Origin of the sequence: Lysobacter alkalisoli (assembly GCF_006547045.1) — a bacterium.
GTDB classification, from domain to species: domain Bacteria; phylum Pseudomonadota; class Gammaproteobacteria; order Xanthomonadales; family Xanthomonadaceae; genus Marilutibacter; species Marilutibacter alkalisoli.
In genome coordinates, this window is the sequence record NZ_CP041242.1 from 877,361 (window position 1) to 902,203 (window position 24,843).

24 protein-coding genes and 1 pseudogene are annotated in these 24,843 nt (G+C 67.6%); 8 read left to right on the forward strand and 17 right to left on the reverse strand.

Annotated features, from left to right (window positions below; translation table 11 throughout):
• Window positions 1–38 precede the first annotated feature (38 nt).
• The 5 genes and pseudogenes from FKV23_RS03715 to FKV23_RS03730 all read right to left on the reverse strand — a co-directional run bounded on the left by FKV23_RS03715 (window position 39) and on the right by FKV23_RS03730 (window position 6,573).
• A complete protein-coding gene (locus FKV23_RS03715) occupies window positions 39–2,531 on the reverse strand; it encodes a glycosyl hydrolase family 18 protein (protein ID WP_244244085.1) in 2,493 nt (830 codons plus the stop codon).
• A 517-nt stretch (window positions 2,532–3,048) separates the two neighbouring features.
• The gene (locus tag FKV23_RS17465; RefSeq protein WP_341867578.1) at window positions 3,049–3,540 is read right to left on the reverse strand and encodes a glutaredoxin; all 492 of its coding nucleotides are present in this window, start codon (window positions 3,538–3,540) and stop codon (window positions 3,049–3,051) included.
• 3 nt (window positions 3,541–3,543) lie between these two features.
• Window positions 3,544–4,530: pseudogene (gene cysK, locus FKV23_RS03720) on the reverse strand (cysteine synthase A); the annotation flags it as partial.
• A gap of 3 nt (window positions 4,531–4,533) precedes the next feature.
• Window positions 4,534–5,037: a cupin domain-containing protein gene (locus FKV23_RS03725; protein ID WP_167284939.1), complete on the reverse strand. Its 504-nt coding sequence runs from the start codon at window positions 5,035–5,037 to the stop codon at window positions 4,534–4,536.
• Window positions 5,038–5,190: 153 nt separating this feature from the next.
• On the reverse strand, window positions 5,191–6,573 hold the full coding sequence (locus tag FKV23_RS03730; RefSeq protein WP_141622648.1) for an L-serine ammonia-lyase: 1,383 nt from the start codon (window positions 6,571–6,573) through the stop codon (window positions 5,191–5,193).
• A 101-nt stretch (window positions 6,574–6,674) separates the two neighbouring features.
• Here FKV23_RS03730 and FKV23_RS03735 point away from each other — a divergent pair, with 101 nt between their 5' ends.
• Complete coding sequence (locus tag FKV23_RS03735) at window positions 6,675–6,917, forward strand: glutaredoxin family protein (RefSeq protein WP_141622649.1); 243 nt, start codon at window positions 6,675–6,677, stop codon at window positions 6,915–6,917.
• A gap of 45 nt (window positions 6,918–6,962) precedes the next feature.
• Here FKV23_RS03735 and FKV23_RS03740 read toward each other — a convergent pair whose 3' ends face one another.
• From FKV23_RS03740 to FKV23_RS03750, 3 genes are read right to left on the reverse strand one after another with little or no spacing between them, the layout of a single operon-like run.
• On the reverse strand, window positions 6,963–7,535 hold the full coding sequence (locus FKV23_RS03740; protein WP_141622650.1) for a YceI family protein: 573 nt from the start codon (window positions 7,533–7,535) through the stop codon (window positions 6,963–6,965).
• A 54-nt stretch (window positions 7,536–7,589) separates the two neighbouring features.
• Complete coding sequence (locus FKV23_RS03745) at window positions 7,590–8,171, reverse strand: cytochrome b (RefSeq protein WP_141622651.1); 582 nt, start codon at window positions 8,169–8,171, stop codon at window positions 7,590–7,592.
• Window positions 8,168–8,950 (reverse strand): YceI family protein, encoded by a 783-nt coding sequence (locus FKV23_RS03750; protein WP_141622652.1) that lies wholly within the window; start codon window positions 8,948–8,950, stop codon window positions 8,168–8,170. The genes FKV23_RS03745 and FKV23_RS03750 overlap by 4 nt, the downstream gene beginning before the upstream one ends.
• 94 nt (window positions 8,951–9,044) lie before the next feature.
• Between FKV23_RS03750 and FKV23_RS03755 the strand changes: the two genes are divergently transcribed.
• Together FKV23_RS03755 and FKV23_RS03760 are read left to right on the forward strand one after the other, a co-directional pair.
• Window positions 9,045–12,638, forward strand: coding sequence for an ATP-binding protein (locus FKV23_RS03755; RefSeq protein WP_141622653.1), 3,594 nt, complete (start codon window positions 9,045–9,047; stop codon window positions 12,636–12,638).
• 44 nt (window positions 12,639–12,682) lie between these two features.
• The gene (locus tag FKV23_RS03760; RefSeq protein WP_141622654.1) at window positions 12,683–13,288 is read left to right on the forward strand and encodes a copper chaperone PCu(A)C; all 606 of its coding nucleotides are present in this window, start codon (window positions 12,683–12,685) and stop codon (window positions 13,286–13,288) included.
• A 42-nt stretch (window positions 13,289–13,330) separates the two neighbouring features.
• On the opposite strand, the gene FKV23_RS03765 is transcribed toward FKV23_RS03760, so the two are convergent.
• The 5 genes from FKV23_RS03765 to FKV23_RS03785 form a co-directional block, all read right to left on the reverse strand.
• On the reverse strand, window positions 13,331–14,026 hold the full coding sequence (locus tag FKV23_RS03765) for a penicillin-insensitive murein endopeptidase (protein WP_141622655.1): 696 nt from the start codon (window positions 14,024–14,026) through the stop codon (window positions 13,331–13,333).
• Window positions 14,027–14,032: 6 nt separating this feature from the next.
• On the reverse strand, window positions 14,033–15,106 hold the full coding sequence (hemE, locus tag FKV23_RS03770; RefSeq protein WP_141622656.1) for a uroporphyrinogen decarboxylase: 1,074 nt from the start codon (window positions 15,104–15,106) through the stop codon (window positions 14,033–14,035).
• Window positions 15,107–15,332: 226 nt separating this feature from the next.
• On the reverse strand, window positions 15,333–15,587 hold the full coding sequence (locus tag FKV23_RS03775) for a WGR domain-containing protein (RefSeq protein WP_141622657.1): 255 nt from the start codon (window positions 15,585–15,587) through the stop codon (window positions 15,333–15,335).
• A gap of 113 nt (window positions 15,588–15,700) precedes the next feature.
• A complete protein-coding gene (gene aroB, locus FKV23_RS03780) occupies window positions 15,701–16,810 on the reverse strand; it encodes a 3-dehydroquinate synthase (RefSeq protein ID WP_141622658.1) in 1,110 nt (369 codons plus the stop codon).
• Entirely contained in the window at window positions 16,810–17,346 is a 537-nt protein-coding gene (locus FKV23_RS03785; protein ID WP_141622659.1) for a shikimate kinase, read from the reverse strand. Before FKV23_RS03785 ends, aroB begins: the two co-directional genes overlap by 1 nt.
• A 167-nt stretch (window positions 17,347–17,513) precedes the next feature.
• On the opposite strand from FKV23_RS03785, the gene FKV23_RS03790 reads away from it, so the two are divergent.
• Window positions 17,514–17,717 carry a dodecin family protein gene (locus FKV23_RS03790; RefSeq protein ID WP_141622660.1) on the forward strand — a complete coding sequence of 68 codons (204 nt, stop codon included), beginning with the start codon at window positions 17,514–17,516 and terminating at the stop codon, window positions 17,715–17,717.
• Here FKV23_RS03790 and FKV23_RS03795 read toward each other — a convergent pair.
• Window positions 17,704–18,582: a kinase gene (locus FKV23_RS03795; RefSeq protein WP_244244086.1), complete on the reverse strand. Its 879-nt coding sequence runs from the start codon at window positions 18,580–18,582 to the stop codon at window positions 17,704–17,706. The two genes, FKV23_RS03790 and FKV23_RS03795, sit on opposite strands and share 14 nt — an antisense overlap.
• A gap of 17 nt (window positions 18,583–18,599) precedes the next feature.
• Between FKV23_RS03795 and pdxH the strand changes: the two genes are divergently transcribed.
• Window positions 18,600–19,217, forward strand: a complete 618-nt coding sequence (gene pdxH / locus FKV23_RS03800; RefSeq protein ID WP_141622661.1) for a pyridoxamine 5'-phosphate oxidase — start codon at window positions 18,600–18,602, stop codon at window positions 19,215–19,217.
• Window positions 19,190–20,011, forward strand: a complete 822-nt coding sequence (locus FKV23_RS03805; RefSeq protein ID WP_141625023.1) for a cobalamin-binding protein — start codon at window positions 19,190–19,192, stop codon at window positions 20,009–20,011. The genes pdxH and FKV23_RS03805 overlap by 28 nt, the downstream gene beginning before the upstream one ends.
• 50 nt (window positions 20,012–20,061) lie before the next feature.
• Here the strand turns inward: FKV23_RS03805 and FKV23_RS03810 are convergent, their stop codons facing one another.
• The 3 genes from FKV23_RS03810 to FKV23_RS03820 form a co-directional block, all read right to left on the reverse strand.
• A complete protein-coding gene (locus FKV23_RS03810) occupies window positions 20,062–20,547 on the reverse strand; it encodes a DUF4426 domain-containing protein (RefSeq protein WP_141622662.1) in 486 nt (161 codons plus the stop codon).
• Between the two features lie 2 nt (window positions 20,548–20,549).
• Window positions 20,550–21,401 carry a pyrroline-5-carboxylate reductase gene (proC, locus tag FKV23_RS03815; protein WP_141622663.1) on the reverse strand — a complete coding sequence of 284 codons (852 nt, stop codon included), beginning with the start codon at window positions 21,399–21,401 and terminating at the stop codon, window positions 20,550–20,552.
• A 73-nt stretch (window positions 21,402–21,474) separates the two neighbouring features.
• Window positions 21,475–22,191 carry a YggS family pyridoxal phosphate-dependent enzyme gene (locus FKV23_RS03820; RefSeq protein WP_244244087.1) on the reverse strand — a complete coding sequence of 239 codons (717 nt, stop codon included), beginning with the start codon at window positions 22,189–22,191 and terminating at the stop codon, window positions 21,475–21,477.
• A gap of 191 nt (window positions 22,192–22,382) precedes the next feature.
• On the opposite strand from FKV23_RS03820, the gene FKV23_RS03825 reads away from it, so the two are divergent.
• Together FKV23_RS03825 and FKV23_RS03830 are read left to right on the forward strand one after the other, a co-directional pair.
• Window positions 22,383–23,420 (forward strand): type IV pilus twitching motility protein PilT, encoded by a 1,038-nt coding sequence (locus FKV23_RS03825; RefSeq protein ID WP_141622664.1) that lies wholly within the window; start codon window positions 22,383–22,385, stop codon window positions 23,418–23,420.
• A 152-nt stretch (window positions 23,421–23,572) separates the two neighbouring features.
• On the forward strand, window positions 23,573–24,703 hold the full coding sequence (locus FKV23_RS03830) for a PilT/PilU family type 4a pilus ATPase (RefSeq protein ID WP_141622665.1): 1,131 nt from the start codon (window positions 23,573–23,575) through the stop codon (window positions 24,701–24,703).
• Window positions 24,704–24,843 lie beyond the last annotated feature (140 nt).

Genomic DNA, 24,843 nt, shown 5'->3' on the forward strand with positions numbered 1-24,843 from the left:
GAGACCGCGGCGCGTGGGCGCCGCGGCGAGTCAAGCAATCAATCCGCCAGTCCGTCGCTGATCGTCCTGGTCAGCGTGCCCTGGGCATCGTCACCGCTGTACTCCCAGAAGAACGCACCGCCCAGGCCCTGTGCCTTCACGTACTGCATCTTCTCGGCGATCATCGCCGGCGTGTCGTAGCTCCAGAACGTGTTGCCGTCGTACTTCCAGGTCGCACGCGCGCTGGCGTCGGTGTACTCGGTGCCAGGCTTGTTCTTGATGACCTTCCAGTCCTCGATTCCGGCCTCGTAGGTGCCCGGCGCGGCGGAACCGCTCTGGTACAGCCCATTGTTGACGTTGGCCACGTTGGTCCAGCCGCGGCCGTAGTAGCCGATGCCGAGGTTGAGCTTGTGTGCAGGCACGCCGCGGGCGATGAAGGCCTCGATCGCATCGTTGGAGTTGTACAGCGCCTGGTCGCCGGTCGACGGGTCGTTGGGCGAATCGAACAACGCCGAGTGATGGTTGGTCCGCGGATCCCACGCGCCGTGGAAGTCGTAGGTCATCACGTTGATGAAGTCGAGGTACGGGTGATACGCGCCCGGATCGGTGACCCGGATCTTGTCGATGCCGGCGCCGACCGCAACCGTCAGCAGCAGGCCCGGTTGCACCGCGTCGAGCTGGCGGCGGAACTCGGCCAGCAGGGCGGTGAAGTTGGCATTGTCCTCGGGGCTGCCGCAGGTCAGGCCGCAAGCCACCGGGTACTCCCAATCGAGGTCGATGCCGTCGAATACGCCCGCTGCCGCGCCCGGGCCACCGGCACCATCGGTGGCCGGCAGGTTGCCGTGGATGTAGGCATCGATGCAGGAGGCGACGAAAGCCTCGCGGTTGGCCGGCTTGGCCGCTTCGGAGAAGCCGCGCGACCAGGTCCAGCCGCCGAGCGAGATCAGCACCTTGATCTGCGGATGCCTGGCCTTGAGCTTCCTGAGCTGGTTCCAGTTGCCGCGCAGCGACTGGTCCCAGGTATCGCCTGCGCCGTCCACGCTTTCGGCCGCCGAGAACGCCTTGGTGTAGTCGGCGAACGCATCGCCGCCCTCGCCGGTGTTCGGGTTGGAGGCGATGGTCTTGCCGACCTCGCAACGGTTGTTGCGCACGTTGCCGAACGCGTAGTTGATGTGGGTGGTGCGCGCGGCCGCGCCGCTGGTGTCGATGTCCTTGACCCGGTAGTTGCGGCCGTAGATGCCCCACTGGGTGAAGTAGCCGATCACGCGCTTGTCGCCGGGCACCGGTGCGCCTGTGGTCGAGGCGCTGATCACCGTGCTCTGGGCCGAGGCATTGCCGGCCACGTCGCGCGCGCGAACCCGATAGCTGTAGGCGGTTTCGGGTGTCAGTCCGGCGTCGGTGAACGTCGTTTGCGCAGTCGAGCCGACCGGTTGCCCGCCGCGGTAGACGTCGTAGCCGGCGACGCCGCTGCCACCCGGGTTGTCGGTCGAGGCGTTCCATTTCAGGCTGATCGAGGTCGCGGTCTGCGCTGTCGATGCCAGGCCGGTCGGCACGCTAGGCGGGATGTCGTCATCGATTGGCACGGCGTCGACGGTGATGGTGATCGTGGCCGATGTGGTGCTGGCGCCGTCATTGTCGGTAGCGACTGCCGTCAGCGCGTGGGTGCCGGCGGTCGCATTGTTCCAGGTCACGCCATACGGCGCGCTGGTGTCGATGCCCAGCGACACGTTGCCGCGGAAGAACTCCACGCTGACGATCTGGCCATCGTTATCGCTGGCGCTGGCAGCGATCGCGATGCTGTCGCCCTCGTTGAAGCGGGCGCCGTGGACCGGTGCGGTCAGGGCCACGCTTGGCGACTGGTTGTCATCGCCGCTGCAGACACCGAGGTCCTTCCACGGCCCCCATTCGCCCGATTGCGCCGGGTTGTCGCCCTGTGTCCACCACTTGGCTTCATGGTTGCGGCCGTTGTGGGTCACGCGGTCGCCCTGCGTGTAGACGGCCGTGGACGACCAGGCGGTATGGCAGCCACTGCCGCCGCCGCTGGCCGTCACCGTGATCGAGACGATTGCCGAGGTGGCAGTCAGCCCACCGTCGTCGGTGGCCACGGCCCTGATCGCGTAGCTGCCGGCGGGAACACCGGTCCAGCTGATGCCATAGGGCGCGCTGGTGTCGGTGCCGAGCAGGGTGGTGCCCTGGAAGAACTCGACCTTGCTGATGCTGCCGTCGCTGTCGCTCGCATTCGCGCCGATGGCGATGGTGCTGCCCTCGGCGAAGCTGGCGCCGTTGGCGGGCGCGGTCAGGGCCACGGTCGGGGCGGCGTTGCCGCCATCACCGCCGTCACATGTGCCGAGATTGTCGTAGTAGGGCGCGCCGGACGGGTGATCCGGCGGGGCGTTCCAGATGTCCTGGTTCGCCTGGTACAGGGTGCTGCTTTTCACCAGCTTGTCGCCGGCGTGGTAGACGGTGCCAGCGTTCCACTCGGCCACGCCGTCGCATACGGCGGCGAAAACGGCGTGGGGCGCGAGCGCGGCGAGCAGGGATACAGCGAGCACTGTCGTGACGCGTGGGCGTCGGGTTCTTGTGCGAGGTATTGCGCATTTCATGAGCGTCTCTCCTTGGAACAATGCGGTGTCGGAGCCGTCGGCCATGGATGGCCGGTGCCTTCCCCTCGTGGACTCACAAAGAAGGAGGCCCCCTGCCTCCGGGATGCATTGGAGGCTCTCCGGCCTCCTTGTCCGCCCTCATGGGCGGTCGCCTTGGTTGGCGGCGCTTTCGATCAGCGTGTTGTCCCGAAACTGCGCCTTATTGATATCGTTGTCAACAGCAAAACAAAGGCTTTCCGGACGAGATCACAAATGTAGGACGGCAACACAGGTCATTTGACTGTCCTGTGTTGCAGTGCGGAATGTTGGCGCGGTATGGAAGCCGGGACTCGCTACGCCTGTGAGGGCGGCGACTGGCCGGCGCGGTGGGAAGGGCGCAGGGGTGGGCCAACCGCGACCTGCGTGCAGTGCACCGGGCAAGTCGTCACCCCGTCTTTGCCGGAATGATGACTCGCCAGGTGTCGCTTCAGGCGCTTCTCGAATGCAGCCAGTTCGGCAGGAAGCCGTAGGGGTTTTCGATCGGGCGGTCGAGCTGGATGCCGACGGCGTCCAGGCGTTGTTGCAGGCGGCCGTCCAGGCCTTCGTCGAACAGGTCGGTACAGCCGCCGATGAACTCGCCGCCGATGAAGATCTGCGGCAGGGTGTTCCAGCCGGTATGCGCGCGCAGGGCCGCGCGCAGGCGTCCGCCGTGGTTGCCCTGCTGCATGGCGGCGGCATCGAGGTCGACGCTGCGATACGGGATGTCGTACGCGTTGAACAGCTTGCGCGCCGACCAGCAGAACTCGCACCACTCCAGGGCGAACATCAGCACGGCTGAGTGGGGATCGGCCAGCAGCCGGGACAGTTCCTGCACCGATTCTTCGTCCGGCTCCACCGGCGGTACGGCCGCAGCCGCGCCCTTGGCGTCGAAACGATAGCCGCGGGTGGAGCGGGAAATTTCCAGCTCTTCCGCGGTCATCTCTTCCGGGACATCGGCGAAAAGCGGGGTGCTCATATAGCGCTCGCCGGTATCCGGCAGCATGCACAGCAACGTGCTGCCCGGCGGTCCGCGCCGCGCCAGTTGCAGGGCGCCGGCGAACGTGGCGCCGGAGGAGATGCCGACGAAGATGCCTTCCTGGCGCGCCAGATCGCGGGCGCACTGCAGTGCGTCGGCGCCCGGAATGGCGAGGAACTCGTCGATGCGATTCTCCCGGATCGGTTCCTCGGCCAGTGCCGGGATGAAGTCCGGCGACCAGCCCTGCATCAGGTGCGGGCGGAAGCCGTCATGGCTGCCCGACGGGGTGCCGTCGGCGTTGCGTGGCTGCGGGATGCCGCTGGCGATGATGGCTGAGTTGTCCGGTTCGCAGACCACGATGCGGGTGTTCGGGCTCTTCTGCTTCAGCACCCGCGAGACGCCGTTGAGCGTGCCGGCGGTGCCGAAGCCGGTCACCCAGTAATCCAGCGGCAGGTCCTCGAAATCGCGCAGGATCTCCACCGCGGTGGTGCGCGCATGGACCTCGGCATTGGCCGGGTTCTCGAACTGGCGCGGCTGCCACCAGCCATGCTCGCGTGCCAGCTCCGTTGCCTTGGCGACCATGCCGGAGCCTTTTTCCGAAGCCGGCGTCAGCACCACCTTGGCGCCGAGGAAGCGCATCATCTTGCGCCGCTCGATGCTGAAGTTCTCGGCCATGGTCACCACCAGCGGATAGCCTTTCTGCGCGCAGACCATGGCCAGGCCGATGCCGGTGTTGCCGCTGGTGGCTTCGACGATCGTCTGGCCGGGCTTGAGTTCGCCACGGCGTTCGGCATCCTCGATCACCGCCAGCGCCAGCCGGTCCTTGACCGAACCCATCGGGTTGAAGGCCTCGACCTTGACGAACAGGTTGATCCCGGGCGGCGCCAGCCGGTTGATGCGGATCACCGGCGTGTTGCCGATGGTGTGCAGGATGTTGTCGTGGCGAAGGCTCATGGCTCACTGGCCTTGCAGGCGGGGATCGTCCGCGGGATCGACGTAGTTGATCTGCCACGGGCCGATCGAGGTGAGCTGGACAACGGTCTCGCCCTCGGCCAGCGCGTAATGGCGCATCCCCGGCGGCATGGACACATAGCTGCCCGGTTCCAGTCGCGTGGCGGCATCCTTGTCCAGGGTTTCTCCCGGGCCCAGCAGGAACATCCCGGACAACACTGTCACGCGCTCCACACCGGGGTGCCAGTGCGGTGAGATATGGAAGCCGTCTGGCAGCTTCAGGCGCATCGTGAACACACCCGGCTCAGCGGGATTGCCCTCGAGCACGGCAAATTGGGCGCCGGCGCGCAGGGAGCCCGGACCATCGCGCCATTCGATTTCGCCCGGCAGGTACTGGATGTGGTGCTCCGGTCCTTTGTCTTCCATCGCCTGGACAGGTTCCTGGGCACCCAGGGCGAGTGTCGCGAGCAGGAGCGCCGCGCAGGCAAGGGTGGAAACAACGATTCTCATGATCGGTTCTCCTCTGACAGGTGCGTTGTCAACGTAGAAGAACGGGAGTACCGGTCATGAGCGGCCGCGGCGCGGGGATAATTCCGATTGCCGTGGTGCAATCGTTGGCGCAACGCCCGGTTCAGTCCGTCCGTTGCGGCCGGCCCGGAAACCTCAGCACTCGATCACGTTCACCGCCAGCCCGCCGCGCGATGTTTCCTTGTACTTGTCGCGCATGTCGCGGCCGGTGTCGCGCATGGTCTTGATGACCTTGTCGAGGCTGACCTTGTGCTTGCCGTCGCCGCGCATCGCCATGCGGCTGGCGTTGATCGCCTTGACCGCGCCCATCGCGTTGCGCTCGATGCAGGGAATCTGCACCAGCCCGCCGATCGGGTCGCAGGTCAGGCCGAGGTTGTGCTCCATGCCGATCTCGGCGGCATTCTCGATCTTCGACGGCGAGCCACCAAGCGCGGCGGTCAGGCCGGCGGCGGCCATCGAGCAGGCCACGCCGACCTCGCCCTGGCAGCCGACCTCGGCACCGGAGATCGACGCGTTCTCCTTGTAGAGGATGCCGACCGCGGCCGCGGTCAACAGGAAATCGCGCACGCCCTGCAGGGTCGAGCCCGGGATGCAGCGGTCGTAGTAGTGGAGTACCGACGGGATGATGCCGGCCGCGCCATTGGTCGGTGCGGTGACCACGCGGCCACCGGCGGCGTTCTCTTCGTTCACCGCAAGCGCGTAGAGGTTGACCCAGTCGAGCGTGGTCAGCGGGTCGCGCATACCCGCTTCCGGCCGCGAGGACAGGTCGGCGTACAGCGTCGGCGCGCGGCGGGCGACATGCAGGCCGCCGGGCAGGGTGCCGGTCTGGCGGATGCCACGCTGCACGCACGATTGCATTGCCGCCCAGATCTCGTCGAGACCGGCGTCGATCTCCTCGCGCGTGCGCCATGACTGCTCGTTGGCATACATCAGGTTGGCGATGGTGATGCCGTGTTTTTCCGCCGTACCGATCAGCTCGTCGCCGGAGGAAAACGGATAGGCGACCGCAGTAGTGTCGGCGACGATTCGGTCCTCCGCGGCCTCGTCCTGGTTGACCACGAAGCCGCCGCCGACCGAGTAATAGTCGCGCGTGGCAATGACGTCGCCATTCGAGTCGAAGGCAGTGAAGCGCATGCCGTTGGTGTGGAACGGCAGCTTCTGGCGCTTGTTCATGATCAGGTCGTGCTTCTCGTCGAAGCCGATCTCGTGCTGGCCGTGCAGCTTGATGCGCTTGCCGGAGCGGATGCGTTCCAGCGCCTCCGGAATCACGTCCGGGTCGATCTGGTTGGGCCAGTGGCCTTCCAGCCCCATCAGCACCGCCTTGTCGGTGCCGTGGCCACGGCCGGTCAGCGCCAGCGAGCCGAACACCTCGGCACGGATGCGGACGGTGCGTTCGAGGTCGCCGTTGTCGACCAGCCAGCGCTCGACGAAGCGGGCGGCGGCGCGCATCGGGCCGACGGTGTGGGACGAGCTCGGCCCGATGCCGATCTTGAACAGGTCGAAACAGCTGACAGCCATTGGGGCAACTCCAGAAGGCCCCGCGAGGGATGGCAAGCGGGGTGAACCCGTTATTCTACGCGGCCGTTCTGTCCCGGGTGGCATACCCGACCGCATTGACGATGACTGCCCAGCCGCCTTCCCTCGTGCTGTACCAGCGTGACGACTGCCACCTCTGCGACCTCGCGCTGGAAGTGCTGGCCGCCGCGCGCGCGCCCGAGTTCGAGAGCGTGTTCATCGACGATGACGATGCGCTGGAAGAGCGTTATGGCGTGCGCGTGCCGGTGTTGCGCGATCTGGCGCGAGGGCTGGAGCTGGACTGGCCGTTCGACGCGGATGGGGTGCGGCGTTTCCTTGAGGAATGACCCGGGCAAGCGAAGCGCACCCGGGGAAACATGGGGCTGGAGTTTCTACTCCGCCGGCTTGAACAGCACCTTGGTGCTCACCGCTACCGCGTTCGGCAGGTCGGCCGTGTCGGCCCAGTCGCCGGTACCGACATCGAACGCCAGCCGTTGCACGGTGGCCTTGCCGGTCAGCACCGGCTGTTCGCCCGGGGACCAGCTGAAGGTCAGCGTCACCGGTTGGCTGACCCCGCGCAGGGTCAGGGTGCCGTCGGCGGCGTAGCGGCCGTCGTCGAGCGGACGGAAGCCGGACGCGGTGTAGCGGGCCTGCGGAAAGCGGTCGCTGGCGAAGAAGTCGTTGCCGACCAGGGTCTCGTCGCGTTCGGGGTTCCTGGTGGTCACGGTGGCCAGCGGGATCACCACGTCGAGCTTCGCCGCGGCCGGATCGGCGGGGTCGAAGCTGAGCGTGGTCCTGAAGTCGGGAAAGCGGCCGACGAAAACCTCGCCCTGGAACTGGCTGGCAAAGGTCAATGCCGAGCCGGGCGCCTGTACGTAGTCGGCTGCCAGCACCGGGCCGGCGAATGCCAGCGATGCCAGCAGCAGCGGGGAAAGGGTACGGGCAAGGCGGGAGGAGCTGGGCATGGCGGGACTCGCTATCGGGAGCAGGTTGTCGGGAGCAATGCTGTCGAGAGCAGGTTATCTGGAGCCGGATGAACCGCGACGCGGCAGCATCCGCCGCAGGGTGTCGTCGTTCTGGAAGATGTGGTGATAGAACGCGGCGGCCACGTGCAGCGCGACCAGCGCGACCAGCACCCAGAACAGCCACTCGTGCGCGGCGCGGGCGAAGTCGCGCACGGCGGGATCGGGTGCGGCGAGCTTGGGCACGGTGAACAGGCCGAACCATTTGAGTGGACGCAGGCCACTGGCCGAGTCGTACAGCCAGCCCGACAGTGGCATGGCCAGGATCAATGCGTACAGCATCCAATGGGTGATGGCGGCGATGCGCGCCTGCCAGACCGGAGTGCCGGCGACCGGCGCGGGCGTGCCTGCATACAAGCGCCACGCCAACCGGATGACGACCAGCGCCAGCACCGCCAGTCCGGTCGACTTGTGCAGGTCGTAGACCCAGAAGTACTTCGGCGACTTCGGCAGCGAGTCCAGGCTCAGGCCGACCACGGCCATGCCGAGGATGAGCAACATGATCAACCAGTGCAGGGACTGGCTGACGGGGCCCCAGCGGTCGACGCTGTTCTTCAGCGAAGTGATTCTCAGTGTCATGGGGGCGGCTCGTCGTCGGTGTCGGTGTCGTCGTCCTGCAGTGCCGCCTCGGCGGCCTCTTCAAGAGTGCGGTACGTATCGTCGTCGGAAAGGGTTACCTCGTCGATGACCTGATCCATGACGGCCTGTTCCATGGCCGGAACGGCAGGGTCGAGGGTGCGGGCCGCCCTGGTGTCGCGCACGGCCTCGGCCTCGATCCGCAGGACTATGGTGTCGCCTATCACCGTCGGCCATGCGGTGATGCCGTAATCGGTGCGGCTGAGGGTCGCGGTGGCGGAGAAGCCTGCGGTGCGGCGGAACGGCGGCAGCGGATAGCGGGCGAGGGCGTTGAAGGTGACTTCCAGGCACAGCGGCCGGGTGGTGCCGCGCATGCTCAGTTCGCCGCAGACGCGTGCATGGCGGTCGTCGTGTGGGGTCACCGAGGCCGAGACGAAGCGTGCCCATGGATGCCGCCCGCTGTCGAGCAGGCCGCGCCTGGCCACCGCGCGGTTCCAGGCTTCGTCGCCGAAGTCGAGCCGGTCCAGCGGTACCCGTACCTCCAGCTGTGCCGTACTCCAGTCGTCCGGGTCGAACAGCAGCCGGCCCTCGCTGCCGGACACCGTGCCCAGCGCCTGCGAGAACCCCGCGTGTCCGACTTCCACCAGCACCCGCGTATGCACCGGATCCAGGTTGTACGCGCCGGGTCCGGCGGCCATCGCCGGCAGCGCAAGCAGGGCCAGCAGAGCGCCCGGGAAGGTGCGGGTGCGGCGGGGCGTTGGGGAGAGGCTGCGAACTTGCATCGTGCCGACAGGATAAGCCAGTCTGTCGTCCGACTCTGCCCGGGCCCCCGCGACGGGATGCGCCGGGATCGGGGGCATGTGGACAGGAGGGGGCATGGACCAGGGCCGACATCTGCGATGGCTGACAGGGCTGGCATTGGCCGCGTGGTTGGGTGCGATCGCATCGGTCCACGCTGGCTTGCCGGAGCGGCCGCGATTGCAGCAGGTCACGGTAGCCGACGGCTTGCCGTCGAATCGTGTCAATGCGCTGGCCGAAGGCCACGACGGTTACCTGTGGGTCGCCACCAGCGACGGGCTGGGGCGCTACGACGGCGCCGGTTTCAAGGTCTGGCGCGCCGAGGACGGATTGGGCGACGACTTCCTCTGGTCGGTATTCGTGGATCGGGACAACCGGGTATGGGTGGGCACCGATCGGGCCGGGTTGGTGATGTTCGACAGCGAGCGCAAGCAATGGCGCCGTTACCGGCGAGCCGATGATCCACGGATCGGCAGCGATGCGGTCTGGTCAGTGACCGGCACCGATGACGGTACGATCTGGTTCGGCACCGATGGCGGTGGCCTGCATCGCCTGGATACGCAGGGCCGGATCACCCGCTTCACGCACGACCCGGACAACCCGGACAGCCTGCCTTCGGACGAGGTGAACGAGCTCGTGGTGGCGCCGGATGGCCACCTATGGGTCGGTACGCGTGGCGGCGCGGCGCGCTGGACCGGGCGGGATTTCGAGCGCGTGCCGGCCGATGCGCTGCCGTCGCCGATCATCAACGAGATCGGGTCCGAGGCCGACGGCACGATCTGGTTCGGTACGCCGCGCGGCATCGGCCTGCGTACGGCCGACGGCCGTTACCTTCCGGGGCCGTGGGCGCAGGAGCCGTATGAGCTGAAAGTGCTGAATGTGCTGGCGAGCGACCGCAACGGGCAGTACTGGCTCGATATCCCGAAAGGACTCGGTCTGGCCCGGCAGGACGAGTCGGTGCAGGTGGTGCCGTTGTACAGCGAGATGAGCCAGGGGTTGATCAGGCCGTCGTGGCAGCACGCGTATCGCGATCGCGAGGGGGGGCTGTGGCTCGCCAGCAACGGCCATGGCCTGTGGTACCTGCCCGCGACCTGGCGCCAGTTCTCGGTTCTCACGAGCAGGATCGACGACCCGGAATCGCTTGGCAATGCCGATGTGCGCGGCATCGCGCCGGCCCGCGGTGGCGACATGTGGCTGGTGGGCGGTAGCGGCGTGCTCGACAGGCTCGACCCGGAGAGTGGTCGGGTCGAGCATGTGCTGACCGACTTCAGCGAAGGCTACGTGACGAACAGGGTAATGGAGGATTCCACCGGCGCGGTCTGGATCGGCTACTACGGCGGTCTGGTCCGCTACGAGCCTGACAGCCGCCGCCTGCAGCGCTGGAATGCGGGCCGGCAGGAGGATTTGCTGTCGGACGGGATCAGCAGGTTCGTGTTCGATCGCGAGGATCGGCTCTGGCTGGTCGCACACGATGGCCGACTGCAGGCGCGCGACATGCAGGGCCGGGTGACGCTGACGCTCGCTGCCGGCGATCCGCGTGGGCTGCCGGCCGATGTTACGTCGGAGCAGGTCGGTACCGGCCCCGCTGGGTTGCTGTGGGTGGCGACCGATGGCGGCGTTCTGCAATGGAACGATGAAGGCGGTCGGCTCGAACCGGTACCTGGCACGCCGACGACGCATGTCTATGCGTTCGGAGCCGATTCGGCCCGCGACCAGGTCTGGTTGGCACAGGAGGGTGGGCGACTGGAGTCGTTTGCCTGGGATGGGGCGGGCCTGCAACTGCAGGCACGCTACGACTATCGCGACGGCTTGCCGCGGGTTGCGGCCAACGGGCTGATCGTCGATCGTGCCGGGATCGTCTGGCTGACCAGCGAACGCGGCTTGGTCCGGCTCGATCCGGAGACGCGCAGCGTGCGCGTGTACGGTGTGCGCGATGGCTTGCCAAGTCAGGAGTACCGCGGCCTCCCGGTGGCCCGTCCGGCCGACGGGCGGATCCTGCTCGGCAGCGCGGAGGGCGTGGTGGTGTTCGACCCGGCGGTGGTACGACCGCAGGAGCACGAACCGAACCTGCATGTCGAGAGCATCCAGGTCCGCCATCACGGCGATTGGGTCGAACTGCCAGGGCAGGGCGGGTTCAAGCTCCAGCACGATGATGGCGATCTCAAGGTCGTGGCCCGGCTCCTGTCGTTCCACGACGCGCGCAGCCACGTCCATCGCTCCCGCCTGGTCGGCTACGACAGCGACTGGATAGAGACGGGCATCAATGGCGAGCGCTTGTTTCCGCGCCTGCCATCCGGGCAGTACCGGCTGGAGTTGTCCGCGCGCACCGCCGACAACGTCTGGTCGCCGACGCGCGTGGTGGAGTTCGAAGTGCTGCCACCCTGGTGGCGTACCTGGGGTGCGTTGGCCGGATTCGTCGGCCTGGCCACGTTGTTGCTCTGGTGGGCCGCCGAGGCCTACCGTGAGCGCCTGCGCCAGCAGCATGCGCGCGCGCGCGCCGAGCATGAGCGCGAGATCGCACAGCAGGCCTCACTGGCCAAGACCCGGTTCCTGGCCACGCTCGGCCACGAAGTGCGCACACCGATGACCGGCGTGCTGGGCATGAGCGAACTGCTGCTTGGCACCCGCTTGGACCCCGACCAGCGTTCGTACGCGCAGTCGATCAAGCAGGCCGGCGAACATCTGTTGCGACTGGTCAACGATGCACTGGATCTGGCGCGCATCGAATCGGGCAGGCTGGAGCTGGTTGCGGCGCCGTTCGATCTGCGGAAATTGCTGGCCGAGGTAACCGGGCTCAATGCACCACTCGCGCGCGGCAAGGGCCTGGAGTTCGTGACCGACGTGGAGCCCGGCTTGCCGGTACGGTTCCGTGGCGACGTCAATCGGGTGACCCAGATACTGCTCAACCTGCTCGGCAATGCGATCAAGTTCACCGAGGTCGGCCGGGTGTCGCTCAAGGTCGGGCGCGAGGCCGGGGGTGCGCTGCGTTTCGTCATCGAGGACACCGGACCCGGCATGAGCGAAGAGCAGCAGGTGCGGCTGTTCCGCCGCTTCGAACAGGCCGAGGGCGGGCGCACCGCGGCCCGCTACGGTGGCAGCGGTCTCGGTCTGGCGATCAGCCAGGAACTGGCCGAGGCGATGGGTGGGCGCATCGAGATCGACAGCGCGCCGGGCCGTGGCGCCCGTTTCAGGGTAGTGCTGCCGCTGCCTGCCGAAACCGGACCCGCAGCCGTCGACGAGGCGCCGGCCGCCGATCACACCTTGCGGCCGCTCTCGGTGCTGCTGGTCGAGGACGACCCGACCGTGGCCGATGTTCTGACGGGCCTGCTGCAGGCCCAGGGGCATCGCGTGATCCACGTCGAGCACGGCCTGGCCGCCCTGGTCGAAGCGACTTCGGCCGGAGGGCGGGGGAGCGGATTCGATGTCGCCCTGCTCGACCTGGACCTGCCGGGCATGGACGGAATGACATTGGCACAGCAGTTGCGGACACAGGGCTTCGAAGCACCGCTGGTCGCGGTGACCGCCCGCGCCGACGCGGAGGTGGAAGACGAGGCGATGCAGGCCGGCTTCGAACGTTTCGTGCGCAAGCCGCTGACCGGGGCGATGCTGGCAGAGGTGCTCGAGGACGTGGACAGGCCGGGCAGGGTGGACAAAATGTCCACGCAAGCATGAAAAGCACCGGGCTAGACTGTCGTCTTCAGCAATTGGACCCCACGATGCCGCGCTTCTGCCTGTCATTCCCGAATCCGCCCTCGCGCCTGACCCTGTTGCCGCTGGTGGCCGCGCTTGTGATGACGGTGCTCGTCGCCTGCTCGCCCGGCCCCGGAGAGGGGGCGTCGCTTGCCGACGAGGCGGTGCAGGCGGAGACGGATGCATCGACCGTGGACGCGCAGGCGCCCGCAGTGGTCGAAGGCATTGTCGTCTCCGACGCCTGGACCCGGGCGATGGCGCCTGGGGCCAAGGTGGCGGGCGGTTTCATGACCCTGCGCAACGAGGGCGGCGGTGACGATCGTCTGGTTTCGGTCGCCAGTCCTGCCGCGGAACGGGTCGAGATCCACGAGATGCGCATGGCCGACGGTGTGATGCAGATGCGCCACCTGGCCGATGGCTTGCCGCTGCCGGCCGGCAGCGAGGTCGTGCTCAGGCCGGGCGACTACCACCTGATGTTCTTCGACCCGGCCGAGCCCTTTGTCGAGGGTGGAGAAATCCCGGTCACGCTGAACTTCGAACACACTGGCGAACTCGAGGTCGTGTTCAAGGTGATGGGATTGGGGGCGACCTCGTCGATGCCGGAAGACACGGAGCACGAAGACCGACACTGATGCCGTGGTGGCACGTGCCGCCCGGCGAATGCCGGCGGAACGTCAATTCGGCATTGGCTGGCAGGGCGTGGTGAAGTCGGCGTGGTAGTGCTCGTCGTGGCGCACCCATGCCTGCCGCTGCATGAAGCGGATGTTCCGGCGCAGGTAGGCGCCATGGGTGGTCGCATGCAGGCGCGGCAGGTAGGCGGGGTCGAAGATGACCCGCTCGATGCCGATGCCCTGCGCGCGCGCTGCTTCGTGAAGGCGGCGCAGATGCTCGCTGATTGCCTCGAAGTCGATGCGCAGGTCCCCGAACCGGCCCTGCGCATCGAACTCGATGGCATAGCCGTACTTGTTGCCCGGGTCGGTCGGTAGCGGTACCGAGCGGCCGGCGGTGTCGCGTACCGGGACCATGAAGTCCACCGACAGTCCGTTCTGGTGGGTGCGGTGCGGCTTGAAACGGCCGCCGCGTGGCCAGCCGGTTTCGCCATACACGTAGACGACATCCGGCGTTGAACGGGCCAGTACGGCGTAGGCCGCGGTGACGGCGCGTTCGACCCGGGCGTGCACATGGGTGCGCCCAAGCGTCACTCCGAGCCGGCTGTAGGGCCGGAAGTTCGACCCGGATGTGGGCAGTGCGACGCCGTGCTCAAGCCGGCCGTTCGACGGTGTTCCATGGCAGATGCTGTCGGCCGCCCACGCCCCGTTGGCGTAAAGGGCGGTCAGCAGACCGATGGCAAGACGCGCCGGTGTCCGCATGCCTGCTCAGCGCGCGCTGAGCGTATGCACCGCATCGACCAGCACTGCGACGTGGTCGGGATCCATGTCCGGCGACATGCCGTGGCCGAGGTTGAACACGTGGCCTTCGCGCGAGCCGCCGTTGCCGTCGCGCCAGCTGTCGAGGGTGCGGCCAATCTCGCGACGGATCGCTTCCGGTTCTGCGTACAGGGTCACCGGGTCGAGGTTGCCCTGCACCGCGACCTTGCCGCCGACCGCACGTGCGGCATCTCCCAGGTCGATGAGCCAGTCGGCGCCCACCGCGTCGGCGCCGGTGTTGGCCAGTTCGCCGAGATATGCGCCATTGCCCTTGCCGAACAGGATCAACGGTGTGCGTGCGTCGTCTTCGCCACGCGGAAGTTCCTGCGCGATGCGGCGCAGGTAACGCAGCGAGAACTCACGGTACATCGACGGCGACAGCACGCCGCCCCAGGTGTCGAACACCTGCAGCGCCTGCGCACCGGCCGCACGCTGCGCGGACAGGTAGGCGATCACCGCGTCGGTGACCACGCCGAGCAACTGGTGCATCGCCTGCGGGTGATTCAACGCCAGCGACTTGACCTTCGCGTAGTCCTTGCTGCCGCCGCCCTCGACCATGTAGCAGGCCAGCGTCCACGGACTGCCGGAGAAACCGATCAGCGGCACGCTGCCATCCAGCTCGCGACGGACCGTGCGCACCGCATCCATCACGTAGCGCAGTTCGGTTTCCATGTCCGGCACGGCGAGCCGGGCGATGTCGTCCGGCGTGCGCACCGGGCGCTCGAACTTCGGCCCCTCGCCGTCGACGAAATACAGGCCCAGCCCCATCGCATCGGGCACGGTCAGGATGTCGGAGAACAGGATCGCCGCGTCGAGCGGGAATCGCCGCAGCGGTTGCAGGGTGACCTCGCAGGCCAGCTCCGGGTTCTTGGCCATGGCCAGGAAGCTGCCGGCCGCGGCACGGGTGGCGCGGTACTCGGGCAGGTAGCGGCCGGCCTGACGCATCAGCCAGACCGGGGTGCGGTCGACGGGTTCACGGCGAAGGGCACGGAGGAAACGGTCGTTCTTGAGGGGAGAGGTCATCGTTGGTCAGTTCAGTGTCGTTGTCCCAGGCGTTGCGAGGGATCTGCTGATGGCTTCAAGGGGGCGCAGGCGGGTACGCCTTTGCAGGACACGCCGTAAATACATCCATGTAGGCTCGGATGCAGCATCCATGCTGCATACGGTCCTGCAAAGGCGTACCCGCCTGCGCCTGGACAGATTATCGGAACGCGGATTCCGCTTTGCGTCCGGGACGGCGGAGGGGGCGTTATTGCGGCGCATTCGCGCCTTGCGTGAACATCACCTGGAAGCCACGCTTGAGCTGCTGGTCGCGCACGCGCTCCAGTGCGGCCTGGGCGCTGGCCTGGTCCATGAACTGCTCGCGCCGCACGCTGCTGCGGCCACCGATCTGGCCGGATTCGCGCACCAGCGTGTAGCCGCCCAGCAGGTCGGGCTGCAGGAACAGCTGCACGAAGCGCGGGGCTTCGGGGCCGTCGGGACGTTGTTGCAGGAGCAGGCGCATAGCCTGCCATTGTACCCACCGATGGGGAATGGAGCGGTAGCCCGGGTAAGCCCACAGGGCGCACCCGGGATCGACGAGCCATGCCCCGGGTGCGCCCTGTGGGCTTACCCGGGCTACCTCGGAGTTTCCAGGACCTTCAATACCGCCTCGTCGGATACGTCGCGGATCATCCGCGCGGCGCCGGCGCCGTCCCAGAGGATGAAGCGCAGGCCTTTGGCATCCGCCTTCTTGTCCAGTCGCATCCGCGCCAGCAGGTCGTCCGGCGACAGCCCTGCCGGCAACGCGACCGGCAGGCCGAAGCGTTGCAGCAATGCCTGCAGGCGCCCGGCATCGGCGGCCGGGGCCAGGCCGAGGTCGGCCGACAGTCGCGCCGCCAGCACCATGCCGACCGCTACCGCTTCGCCATGGTTGAGGCCGTCGCCGCTCGTGCCGGCGTAGCCCTGTTCGGTCTCGATCGCATGGCCGAAGGTGTGGCCGAAGTTGAGCAGGGCGCGGTCGCCGTGTTCGTACAGGTCGCGCGCGACCACGTCGGCCTTGTAGCGGCAACTGCGTGCGACCGCCTCGGCGATGGCGTCGTCGTCGCGGGCGAGCAGGGCGTCGGCATGCGCGTCGAGCCAGTCGAGGAAACCGGCGTCGAAGATCGCGCCGTACTTGACCACCTCGGCCAGGCCGGCGCGCAGCTCGCGCTCGGGCAGGCTGCGCAGCGTCGTCGTGTCGGCGACCACCGCGCGTGGCGGATGGAAGGCGCCGACCAGGTTCTTGCCGGTCGGCAGGTCGACCGCAGTCTTGCCGCCGACCGAGGAGTCGACCATCGCCAGCAGCGTGGTCGGCACCTGGATCACGTCGATGCCACGCATCCAGCACGCGCCGGCGAATCCGGCCAGGTCGCCGATCACGCCACCGCCGAGCGCGACCACGGCGGCATCGCGGGTGGCACCGAGCGCGGCCAGCGCGTCGAGGCATTCGCCGAAACGGGCCAGGGTCTTCTCGTGCTCGCCGGCCGGCATCACGAAGCGGGCGGTCTGCAAGCCGGGTCGTGCCGCGCGCATCGCCGTCTCGACGCGGTCGGCGTACAGCGGGGCGACGTTGGCGTCGCTGACCAGCAGGGCGTGGCGGCCACGCAGGGCCGCGGTGAGGGCCGCACCGTCATCGATCAGGTCGGGCGCGATCGTCACCGTGTAAGGGGTGGTCCCTTCGACGTGGACGGTCCGGGTTGCAGTCATCAAACGCTCCATCGTTGCCAGTGCTGGTCGAGTTCTAGCAGCAGCCGGCGGGTGGCTTCGGCAGCGCCCAGGGTTTCGGTGTCGAAAGCGAGATCGGCGATCTCGGCATACAGCGGCCCGCGCACCGCGGCCATTTCGGCCAGCACCTTTTCACGGTCGGGCCGGGCCAGCAGCGGCCGGCTGCGGTCGTGGCGCAGTCGCTCGATCTGCTGGGCCGGCGTCACCCGCAGGTGGACGACAAAGCCGCGCGATTGCAGCAAGGCGCGATTTCCGGCGTCGAGCACCGCGCCGCCGCCGGTCGCCAGCAGCAGGTCGTCGGCCTGCAGCAGTTCTTCCAGCGCCGCCTTCTCGCGTGCGCGGAAGCCGGATTCGCCCTCGCAGTCGAAGATGGTGCCGATGTCGGCGCCGGTGCGTTGCTCGATCTCGTTGTCGGCATCGACCATCCGCAGGTGGTAGTGCTCGGCGAGGCGGCGACCGATGCACGACTTCCCGGCACCAGTCGGGCCGACCAGGATCAGGTTGCGGGCGGGATTCATGCGGTGATTGTAGGGCAGGGCCACGGTGATGCCGGCGGTGGTTGCAGCCGAAACGCTTGCCCGCGGCCGCAACGCTCCGATGTCGGCCGCGTACGCACTCTTAACACCGGTGCGCCTAGGGTCGGACATCCGGGTGCCATTGCCCGGCCATTCCCAAGGAGTCCGGCATGTCCGTTGCCAAGGTCATCGAAATCACCGCTTCGTCCAGCAAAGGCGTCGAGGATGCTGTCAAGACGGGGCTGAAGAAGTGCGCCGAATCGGTCAAGAACATCCAGGGCGCGTGGGTCAACGACCTCAAGGTCGTGACCTCGCCCGACGGCAGCGTCACCGAGTGGCGGGTCAATCTGCGGGTGAGCTTCATCGTCGAGTAGCGCCGGACTGGCCGCTCCGGGAGCCCCCCATCGCTGGGGACTGAGCCGGGCCCGGAACCATCGGGATCGGCGTGCGTCCGGCATCGAGCCGGACCGTCCGCTCGGCGATGCCGGGCAGGGTGGCCAGCGCCCGTCGGCTGACGCGTTCGAACAGCTGCACGAAGCGCTCCACCTCGGCGCGGTCCATCCCGCGACGTCCGGCGCGCGCAGCCTGCATCGCCTGCTCCTGCTGCCAGCGCCATTCCGGCACGATCTCGAAACCCGGCGGTTGCAGGAACAGCAGCCGCTCCAGTCGCGACCACAGCGGCGGGTAGTCGCGTGCCAGTGCGTCGTTGCACCAGCGGCGCCAGGTGCCGTCGCCGTCCTCGTCCCGCTCCAGCGCATTGATCGGCGTACGCAACTGCGGGTCGGATTGCGCGGGCGTTTTCAGGAACCAGCCCTCGAACAGGATCAGGTCGGCCGCTTGCATCCGTCGCCACCGCGACGGCGGCAGCCGGGTGTCGGCCAGCTTGTCGAAGCGCGGCCACCGCGCCGGCCGGCCATCGTGCAGCGCGTCGAGTGTCTCGCAGGCCAATGCAACTTCGTGCGTGCCCGGCGGCCCGCGGGTGGCCAGCAGCGGGTGCACGTCGCGGGCGAGGTGCTGGCGTTCGCGGCGGCCGAGGTAGAAGTCGTCGATCGACAGTACAGCGGCGCGCAGGCCACGCGTCCGTGCCAGCGCCGCCACCTGCGTCGCCAGCGTTGACTTGCCCGTGCCCTGCAGGCCGCTGATGGCGTAGGTGCGCGCATCGTGCGTGAGCGCGTCATCGAGCACGCCGGCGACGAATCCGGGAGCGAACCCCGGCGGGGGATGCGATGTCCGCTTCATCGGCCCACAATAGCGCCATGGAAACCAGCACTGTCGAAACGCCCGGCCTGCTCGCCGAAGCCCTCGCCACCTTCGATCGCCTGTTCCGGGAAGCGGCCGACGCCGGCGAGCCCGACCCCACCGCGATGACCGTCGCCACTGCCGGTCTCGACGGGCGGCCATCGGCGCGCATCGTGCTGCTGAAGGCGCACGACCCGCGCGGTTTCGTGTTCTACACCCATCTCGACGGTCGCAAGGGGCGTGAATTGCAGGCCAACCCGCAGGCCGCGCTGCTGTTCCACTGGCCGCGCGTGCGCGATGGCGTGCAGGTGCGGATCGAGGGCGCGGTGGAGATCGTCTCCGACGATGAGGCCGACGCCTACTTCGCGAGCCGCCCGCGTGGCAGCCAGCTCGGTGCCTGGGCCTCGAAGCAGTCCGAGACGCTGGAGTCGCGCGAGGCCTTCGACCAGCGCTACGCCCGCGCCGAACAGGAATTCGAAGGCCGCGACGTGTCGCGTCCGCCGCGCTGGACCGGTCTGCGGGTGCGGCCGCGATGCATCGAGTTCTGGTACGGCGCGCAATACCGCCTGCACGAGCGTCAGCTCTACGAATGCGACGCCGCCGGCGAATGGTCGAAGCGGATGCTGTATCCGTGACCGGTCCGCGACGCATCGTCTGCCTGACCGAGGAGCCGACCGAGGTGCTGTACGCGCTCGGCGAACAGGACCGCATCGTCGGCATCAGCGGCTTCACCGTGCGCCCGCCCGCCGCGCGCAAGGAAAAGCCCAAGGTCAGCGCCTTCACCAGCGCGAAGATCGGCGAGATCCTCAAGCTGCAGCCGGACTTCGTGATCGGTTTTTCCGACATCCAGGCCGAGATCGCCGGCGAGTTGATCCGCCACGGCGTCGAGGTCTGGATCAGCAACCATCGCAGTGTCGATGGCATCCTCGACTACATCCGCCGGCTCGGCGCGATGGTCGGCGCCGCCGATCGTGTCAACGCCTGGGCCGATGAGCTGCAGCGCGGGTTGCAGGCAATCGAGGCCGAAAGCGCGAAGCTGCCGCGCCGGCCGAAAGTCTATTTCGAGGAATGGGACGAGCCGCCGATCACCGGCATCCGCTGGGTCGCCGAACTGGTGCGGATCGCCGGTGGCGACGACATCTTCCCCGAGCGCGCCGCCGAGTCGTTGGCGAAGGCAAGGATTCTTGAAGATCCCGATGAAGTGGTGCGGCGTGCGCCCGACATCATCCTCGGCTCGTGGTGCGGCAAGAAGTTCCGGCCGGAGAAGGTGGCCGCGCGGCCGGGCTGGGATGCGATCCCGGCGGTGCGCGACGGCGAACTGCACGAGATCAAGTCGCCGCTGATCCTGCAGCCGGGTCCGGCGGCATTGACCGATGGAGTGCGCGAGATCGCGGCGATCATCCGGCGATGGGCCGATAAAAACCAATAGGGGCGCCACCCGCAGGAGCGTCCTCGGGCGCGACCCTCCGGCGGCGCCCGTCAGTCGGGAAAAATGTCCCGGTTGAACTGCAACCGTATCGGCGCCTTGCCTTCCGGCTCGACGCTGATGTCGAACCGCAGCGTATCAGGTGGCGTGACCCGCACGCTGCCGGCGTGGTCGATCAGATCGCCGCTGCGCACTTCCTCCAGCACGAGCCGTTGGCGGACGCCGCGCAGATCCGACACCTCGGCGCGGACCACGGCCGGCAGCGATGCCTCATCCGATTCAGGCCCCTGCCGCACGCCGACCAGCACCAGCACACGCCCACGGTTGCGTTCGACGCCATACTGCCGCGCGACCGCTTCGTTGAGGCGTGCCGTCGACACCACGCTGGCACGCACGGTGACATCGCCGGCCGTGGCCACCGCTTCCTCCATCATCGCGGCGCCGTCGCGCCTGCCTTCCGATGGCGTGGACGGCGAACGGCCGCAGCCGGCCACAAGGGCGAATGCGGCAAGCGCGGCGGCAGCCAGGCAGCGCGTCACGCTCAATCGTTGGCCTTCGACAGTTCGCGTCCGCGTACGGTGGCGGCGGTGATCGCACAGCCGACCAGTTCGCGGAAACCGCCAGCCTCGAAGGTCTCGATCGCGGCCTGGGTGGTGCCGCCGGGCGAGGTCACCCGCTTTCGCAGCACCTCGGCGGTTTCACCCGACTCGACCAGCATGCGTGCCGCGCCGAGGATGGTCTGCGCGGCCAGCTTGCGTGCGGTGTCGGCGGGCAGGCCCTGCGCCTCGCCCGCGGCCTGCATCGCCTCGGCGAGCAGGAACACGTAGGCCGGGCCGCTGCCGGATTCGGCGGTGACCGCGTCCATCAACGTCTCATCGTCGATCCAGACCGTCTCGCCCGCGCTGGACAGGATGTGTCCAGCCTGCGCGCGCTGCTGCGCGTCGACATGCGCGTTCGCGAACAGCCCGGTGATGCCGGCGCCGAGCAGGGCCGGGGTGTTGGGCATGGTGCGAACCACGGCCAGGCCGCCGTCCAGCCATCGGTCGAGCTGGTCCGAGGTGATGCCGGCCGCGATCGAGACCACCAGCGGTCGTGACGACTGCGCAGTTCCGGCGAGCTCGGCGCAGACCGCGCGCATCACCTGTGGCTTGACCGCGAACACCCACGTCCCGGCGCCGTCGACCGCTTCCGCCGCGCCGGCGAAGGTCGCCACACCATAGTCATCGTGCAGCGCGGAACGCAGCGCCTCGACCGGCTCGGCAACCCGGATCGACGCCGCGGCCATGCCGTGTGCTACCAGCCCCGCGATCAGGCTGCGCGCCATGTTGCCGCCGCCGATGAAGGCGATGGACGGGGGGCTGGGAACTTGGGATTGGGGAGTCATGGAAGTCATGCGAGCAGGTGCTGATGCCGGGGAGGCGAGGATAGCAAGGCGCTGCAATGCGGCCTGTGTCTTTCCCCGGCCGCTAACCTCTGGCCCCGAACAGCGCGGTGCCGATCCGCACCATGCTCGCCCCCTCGGCGATCGCCAGCGGGTAATCGTCGCTCATGCCCATCGACAGCGTGTCGATGTGCGGATGGTCGGCCCTGAGTGTTTCGAAGCATTCGCGCATCGCAGCGAAGGCGCGCCGTCGCACCGATTCGTCCTCCGCAGGCGCGGGGATCGCCATCAGCCCGCGCAGGCGCAGATTGGCATGGGCGGCGATGGCTCGGGCCAGCGCGGGCACCTCGTCAGGCCGGCAGCCATGCTTGCTCGCCTCGTCATCGATGTTGACCTGGATCAGCAGGTTCAGTGGCGGCCGATTGTCCGGGCGATGACGGGCGAGGGCGGTGACGAGTTTCGGGCGGTCCACGGTCTGCACCCAGTCGAACAGGGTCGCGGCCTCGCGCGCCTTGTTCGATTGCAGGTGGCCGATCAGGTGCCATTCGATCGTCGGGACGTCGCGCATGACGGCAAGCCCGGCCTGCTTGGCGGCCGTTTCCTGGACGTAGTTCTCGCCGAAGGCCGGCACTTCGCCCGGACGCAGGTCACAGAATGCAGCGGCCAGCGCGGCCACTGCGTCCGCCGGTCGGGTCTTGCCGACAGCGAGCAGGCGCGGCGCTGGCCGTCCGCTGGAATGCGCTGCGTTATCAATATGTTGCAGGGTGTCGCGCAAGTTGGCGTGGAGGGAAGCTGCATCCACGGACGGAATCCTGTCTGGGTCGTTTCGGTATCGCGGCGGGCCGCTTTGCGACCGGTTCCGCAGTTGTCGGAAACGCTGGCTTCACGTTCCCGATACGGGGCTATACTGCCCCACGGGGTTAGTATCGTTCCATTCGACGGCGCCTGCCGGGCTCTTTTCGGGCCATTCTTTTTCAGTGTTGGGGAGCACGCATGGATATCGCCGAACTACTGGCGTTCTCGGTCAAGAACAAGGCCTCGGACCTGCATCTGTCGGCCGGCCTGCCGCCGATGATCCGCGTCGATGGCGACGTGCGCCGCATCAACATCCCGGCGCTCGACCACAAGCAGGTCCACGCGCTGGTCTACGACATCATGTCGGACAAGCAGCGCCGCGACTACGAGGAATTCCTCGAGGTCGACTTCTCGTTCGAGATCCCCGGCCTGGCGCGCTTCCGCGTCAACGCGTTCAACCAGAACCGCGGCGCCGGTGCGGTGTTCCGTACCATTCCCTCCGAGGTGCTGACCCTGGAGGACTTGGGGACTCCACGCATCTTCAAGGACCTGATCGACCAGCCGCAGGGCCTGATCCTGGTCACCGGCCCGACCGGTTCGGGCAAGTCCACCACGCTGGCGGCGATGCTCGACCACGTCAACAAGAACGAGTACGCACACATCCTCTCGGTCGAGGACCCGATCGAATTCGTCCATACCTCGCAGAAGTGCCTGATCAACCAGCGCGAGGTGCATCGCGACACCCACGGCTTCAACGAGGCGCTGCGCTCGGCATTGCGCGAGGACCCGGACTACATCCTGGTCGGCGAGCTGCGCGACCTTGAAACCATCCGCCTGGCGCTGACCGCCGCGGAAACCGGCCACCTGGTGTTCGGCACCCTGCACACCAGCTCGGCAGCCAAGACCGTCGACCGCATCATCGACGTGTTCCCGGCCGGCGAGAAGCCGATGGTCCGCTCGATGCTGTCGGAATCGCTGCGCGCGGTGATCTCGCAGGCGCTGCTGAAGAAGGTCGGCGGCGGCCGTACCGCGGCGTGGGAGATCATGGTCGGCATCCCGGCGATCCGCAACCTGATCCGCGAGGACAAGGTCGCGCAGATGTATTCGGCGATCCAGACCGGCCAGCAGCACGGCATGATGACCCTCGACCAGCACCTGCAGGACCTGGTCAAGCGCGGCCTGGTGGCCCGCCAGCAGGCCCGCCAGTACGCCAAGGACAAGCGGCTGTTCGATTGATCCGCGTTCCATGCCCCCGTACCGCGGGGGTGTTTCACAGGGCGGGGCGGAAGGGGAGTTCCGTCGTCGCCGGGAAAGATCCCGCACTTGATGGGCCCGCACTTGATGGACCCGTACTTGATGGAAACCAGGGCCTCATGGAGGCACACGCAATGAGCACGATCGACTTCACCTCCTTCCTCAAACTGATGGCGCACCAGAAGGCGTCGGACCTGTTCATCACCGCCGGCATGCCGCCGTCGATGAAGGTGCACGGCAAGATCTCGCCGATCACCCAGAACGCACTGACCTCGCAGCAGAGCCGCGACCTCGTGCTCAACGTGATGAACCCGCAGCAGCGCGAGGAGTTCGAGAAGACCCACGAATGCAACTTCGCGATCGGCGTGGCCGGTGTCGGCCGCTTCCGCGTCAGTTGCTTCTACCAGCGCAACCAGGTCGGCATGGTGCTGCGCCGGATCGAGACCAAGATCCCGACCGTCGAGGAGCTGAGCCTGCCGCCGATCATCAAGACGCTGGCGATGACCAAGCGCGGCATCATCATCTTCGTCGGTGCCACCGGTACCGGTAAGTCGACCTCGCTGGCGGCGATGATCGGCTACCGCAACCAGAATTCGACCGGCCACATCATCACCATCGAGGACCCGATCGAGTTCGTGCACAAGCACGAGGGCTGCATCATCACCCAGCGCGAGGTCGGCATCGACACCGACAGCTGGGAGAACGCGCTCAAGAACACCCTGCGCCAGGCCCCGGACGTGATCATGATCGGCGAGGTGCGTACCCGCGAGGGCATGGACCACGCCATCGCCTTCGCCGAAACCGGCCACCTGGTGCTGTGCACTCTGCACGCCAACAACGCCAACCAGGCGATGGACCGCATCATCAACTTCTTCCCGGAAGACCGCCGCGGCCAGTTGCTGATGGACCTGTCGCTGAACCTCAAGGGCGTGGTCGCCCAGCAGCTGGTACCGACCCCCGACGGCAAGGCCCGCCGCGTCGCGATGGAAATCCTGCTCGGCACCCCGCTGGTCCAGGACTACATCCGCGACGGCGAGATCCACAAGCTGAAGGAAGTGATGAAGGAATCCGTGCAGCTGGGCATGAAGACCTTCGACCAGAGCCTGTTCGAGCTCTACCAGGCCGGCGAGATCAGCTACGAAGACGCCCTGCGCTACGCCGACTCCCAGAACGAAGTCCGCCTGCGCATCAAACTCGCCCAGGGCGGCGACGCGCAGACACTGGCGCAGGGGTTGGATGGGGTGGAAGTCGCCGAGGTGCGGTAGTCGGCCCTGCAGAATCCACCGAAGTCCGGCAGCGCAAGGGTTCGGGATAGCCAGCTTTGGCTGATTTCCCTTGGTTTTGCTATTGCTGGATTCATTTTTCGGGGAGTTTGAACCTGCATGACTCCGCATTTCTTCTGCGC

What these genes read in the sequence shown, in the direction of transcription:
- FKV23_RS03790 (WP_141622660.1), top strand. Translation starts at nt 17,514, where the DNA reads ATGTCCGTTGCCAAGGTCATCGAAATCACCGCTTCGTCCAGCAAAGGC.
- FKV23_RS03760 (WP_141622654.1), top strand. Translation starts at nt 12,683, where the DNA reads ATGCCGCGCTTCTGCCTGTCATTCCCGAATCCGCCCTCGCGCCTGACC.
- proC (WP_141622663.1), bottom strand. Translation starts at nt 21,401, where the DNA reads ATGACTTCCATGACTCCCCAATCCCAAGTTCCCAGCCCCCCGTCCATC.
- FKV23_RS03795 (WP_244244086.1), bottom strand. Translation starts at nt 18,582, where the DNA reads ATGAAGCGGACATCGCATCCCCCGCCGGGGTTCGCTCCCGGATTCGTC.
- FKV23_RS03785 (WP_141622659.1), bottom strand. Translation starts at nt 17,346, where the DNA reads ATGAATCCCGCCCGCAACCTGATCCTGGTCGGCCCGACTGGTGCCGGG.
- FKV23_RS03735 (WP_141622649.1), top strand. Translation starts at nt 6,675, where the DNA reads ATGACTGCCCAGCCGCCTTCCCTCGTGCTGTACCAGCGTGACGACTGC.
- FKV23_RS03740 (WP_141622650.1), bottom strand. Translation starts at nt 7,535, where the DNA reads ATGCCCAGCTCCTCCCGCCTTGCCCGTACCCTTTCCCCGCTGCTGCTG.
- FKV23_RS03750 (WP_141622652.1), bottom strand. Translation starts at nt 8,950, where the DNA reads ATGCAAGTTCGCAGCCTCTCCCCAACGCCCCGCCGCACCCGCACCTTC.
- FKV23_RS03745 (WP_141622651.1), bottom strand. Translation starts at nt 8,171, where the DNA reads ATGACACTGAGAATCACTTCGCTGAAGAACAGCGTCGACCGCTGGGGC.
- FKV23_RS03775 (WP_141622657.1), bottom strand. Translation starts at nt 15,587, where the DNA reads ATGCGCCTGCTCCTGCAACAACGTCCCGACGGCCCCGAAGCCCCGCGC.
- FKV23_RS03825 (WP_141622664.1), top strand. Translation starts at nt 22,383, where the DNA reads ATGGATATCGCCGAACTACTGGCGTTCTCGGTCAAGAACAAGGCCTCG.
- pdxH (WP_141622661.1), top strand. Translation starts at nt 18,600, where the DNA reads ATGGAAACCAGCACTGTCGAAACGCCCGGCCTGCTCGCCGAAGCCCTC.
- FKV23_RS03725 (WP_167284939.1), bottom strand. Translation starts at nt 5,037, where the DNA reads ATGAGAATCGTTGTTTCCACCCTTGCCTGCGCGGCGCTCCTGCTCGCG.
- aroB (WP_141622658.1), bottom strand. Translation starts at nt 16,810, where the DNA reads ATGACTGCAACCCGGACCGTCCACGTCGAAGGGACCACCCCTTACACG.
- FKV23_RS03730 (WP_141622648.1), bottom strand. Translation starts at nt 6,573, where the DNA reads ATGGCTGTCAGCTGTTTCGACCTGTTCAAGATCGGCATCGGGCCGAGC.
- FKV23_RS03765 (WP_141622655.1), bottom strand. Translation starts at nt 14,026, where the DNA reads ATGCGGACACCGGCGCGTCTTGCCATCGGTCTGCTGACCGCCCTTTAC.
- hemE (WP_141622656.1), bottom strand. Translation starts at nt 15,106, where the DNA reads ATGACCTCTCCCCTCAAGAACGACCGTTTCCTCCGTGCCCTTCGCCGT.
- FKV23_RS03805 (WP_141625023.1), top strand. Translation starts at nt 19,190, where the DNA reads ATGGTCGAAGCGGATGCTGTATCCGTGACCGGTCCGCGACGCATCGTC.
- FKV23_RS17465 (WP_341867578.1), bottom strand. Translation starts at nt 3,540, where the DNA reads ATGACCGCGGAAGAGCTGGAAATTTCCCGCTCCACCCGCGGCTATCGT.
- FKV23_RS03830 (WP_141622665.1), top strand. Translation starts at nt 23,573, where the DNA reads ATGAGCACGATCGACTTCACCTCCTTCCTCAAACTGATGGCGCACCAG.
- FKV23_RS03755 (WP_141622653.1), top strand. Translation starts at nt 9,045, where the DNA reads ATGGACCAGGGCCGACATCTGCGATGGCTGACAGGGCTGGCATTGGCC.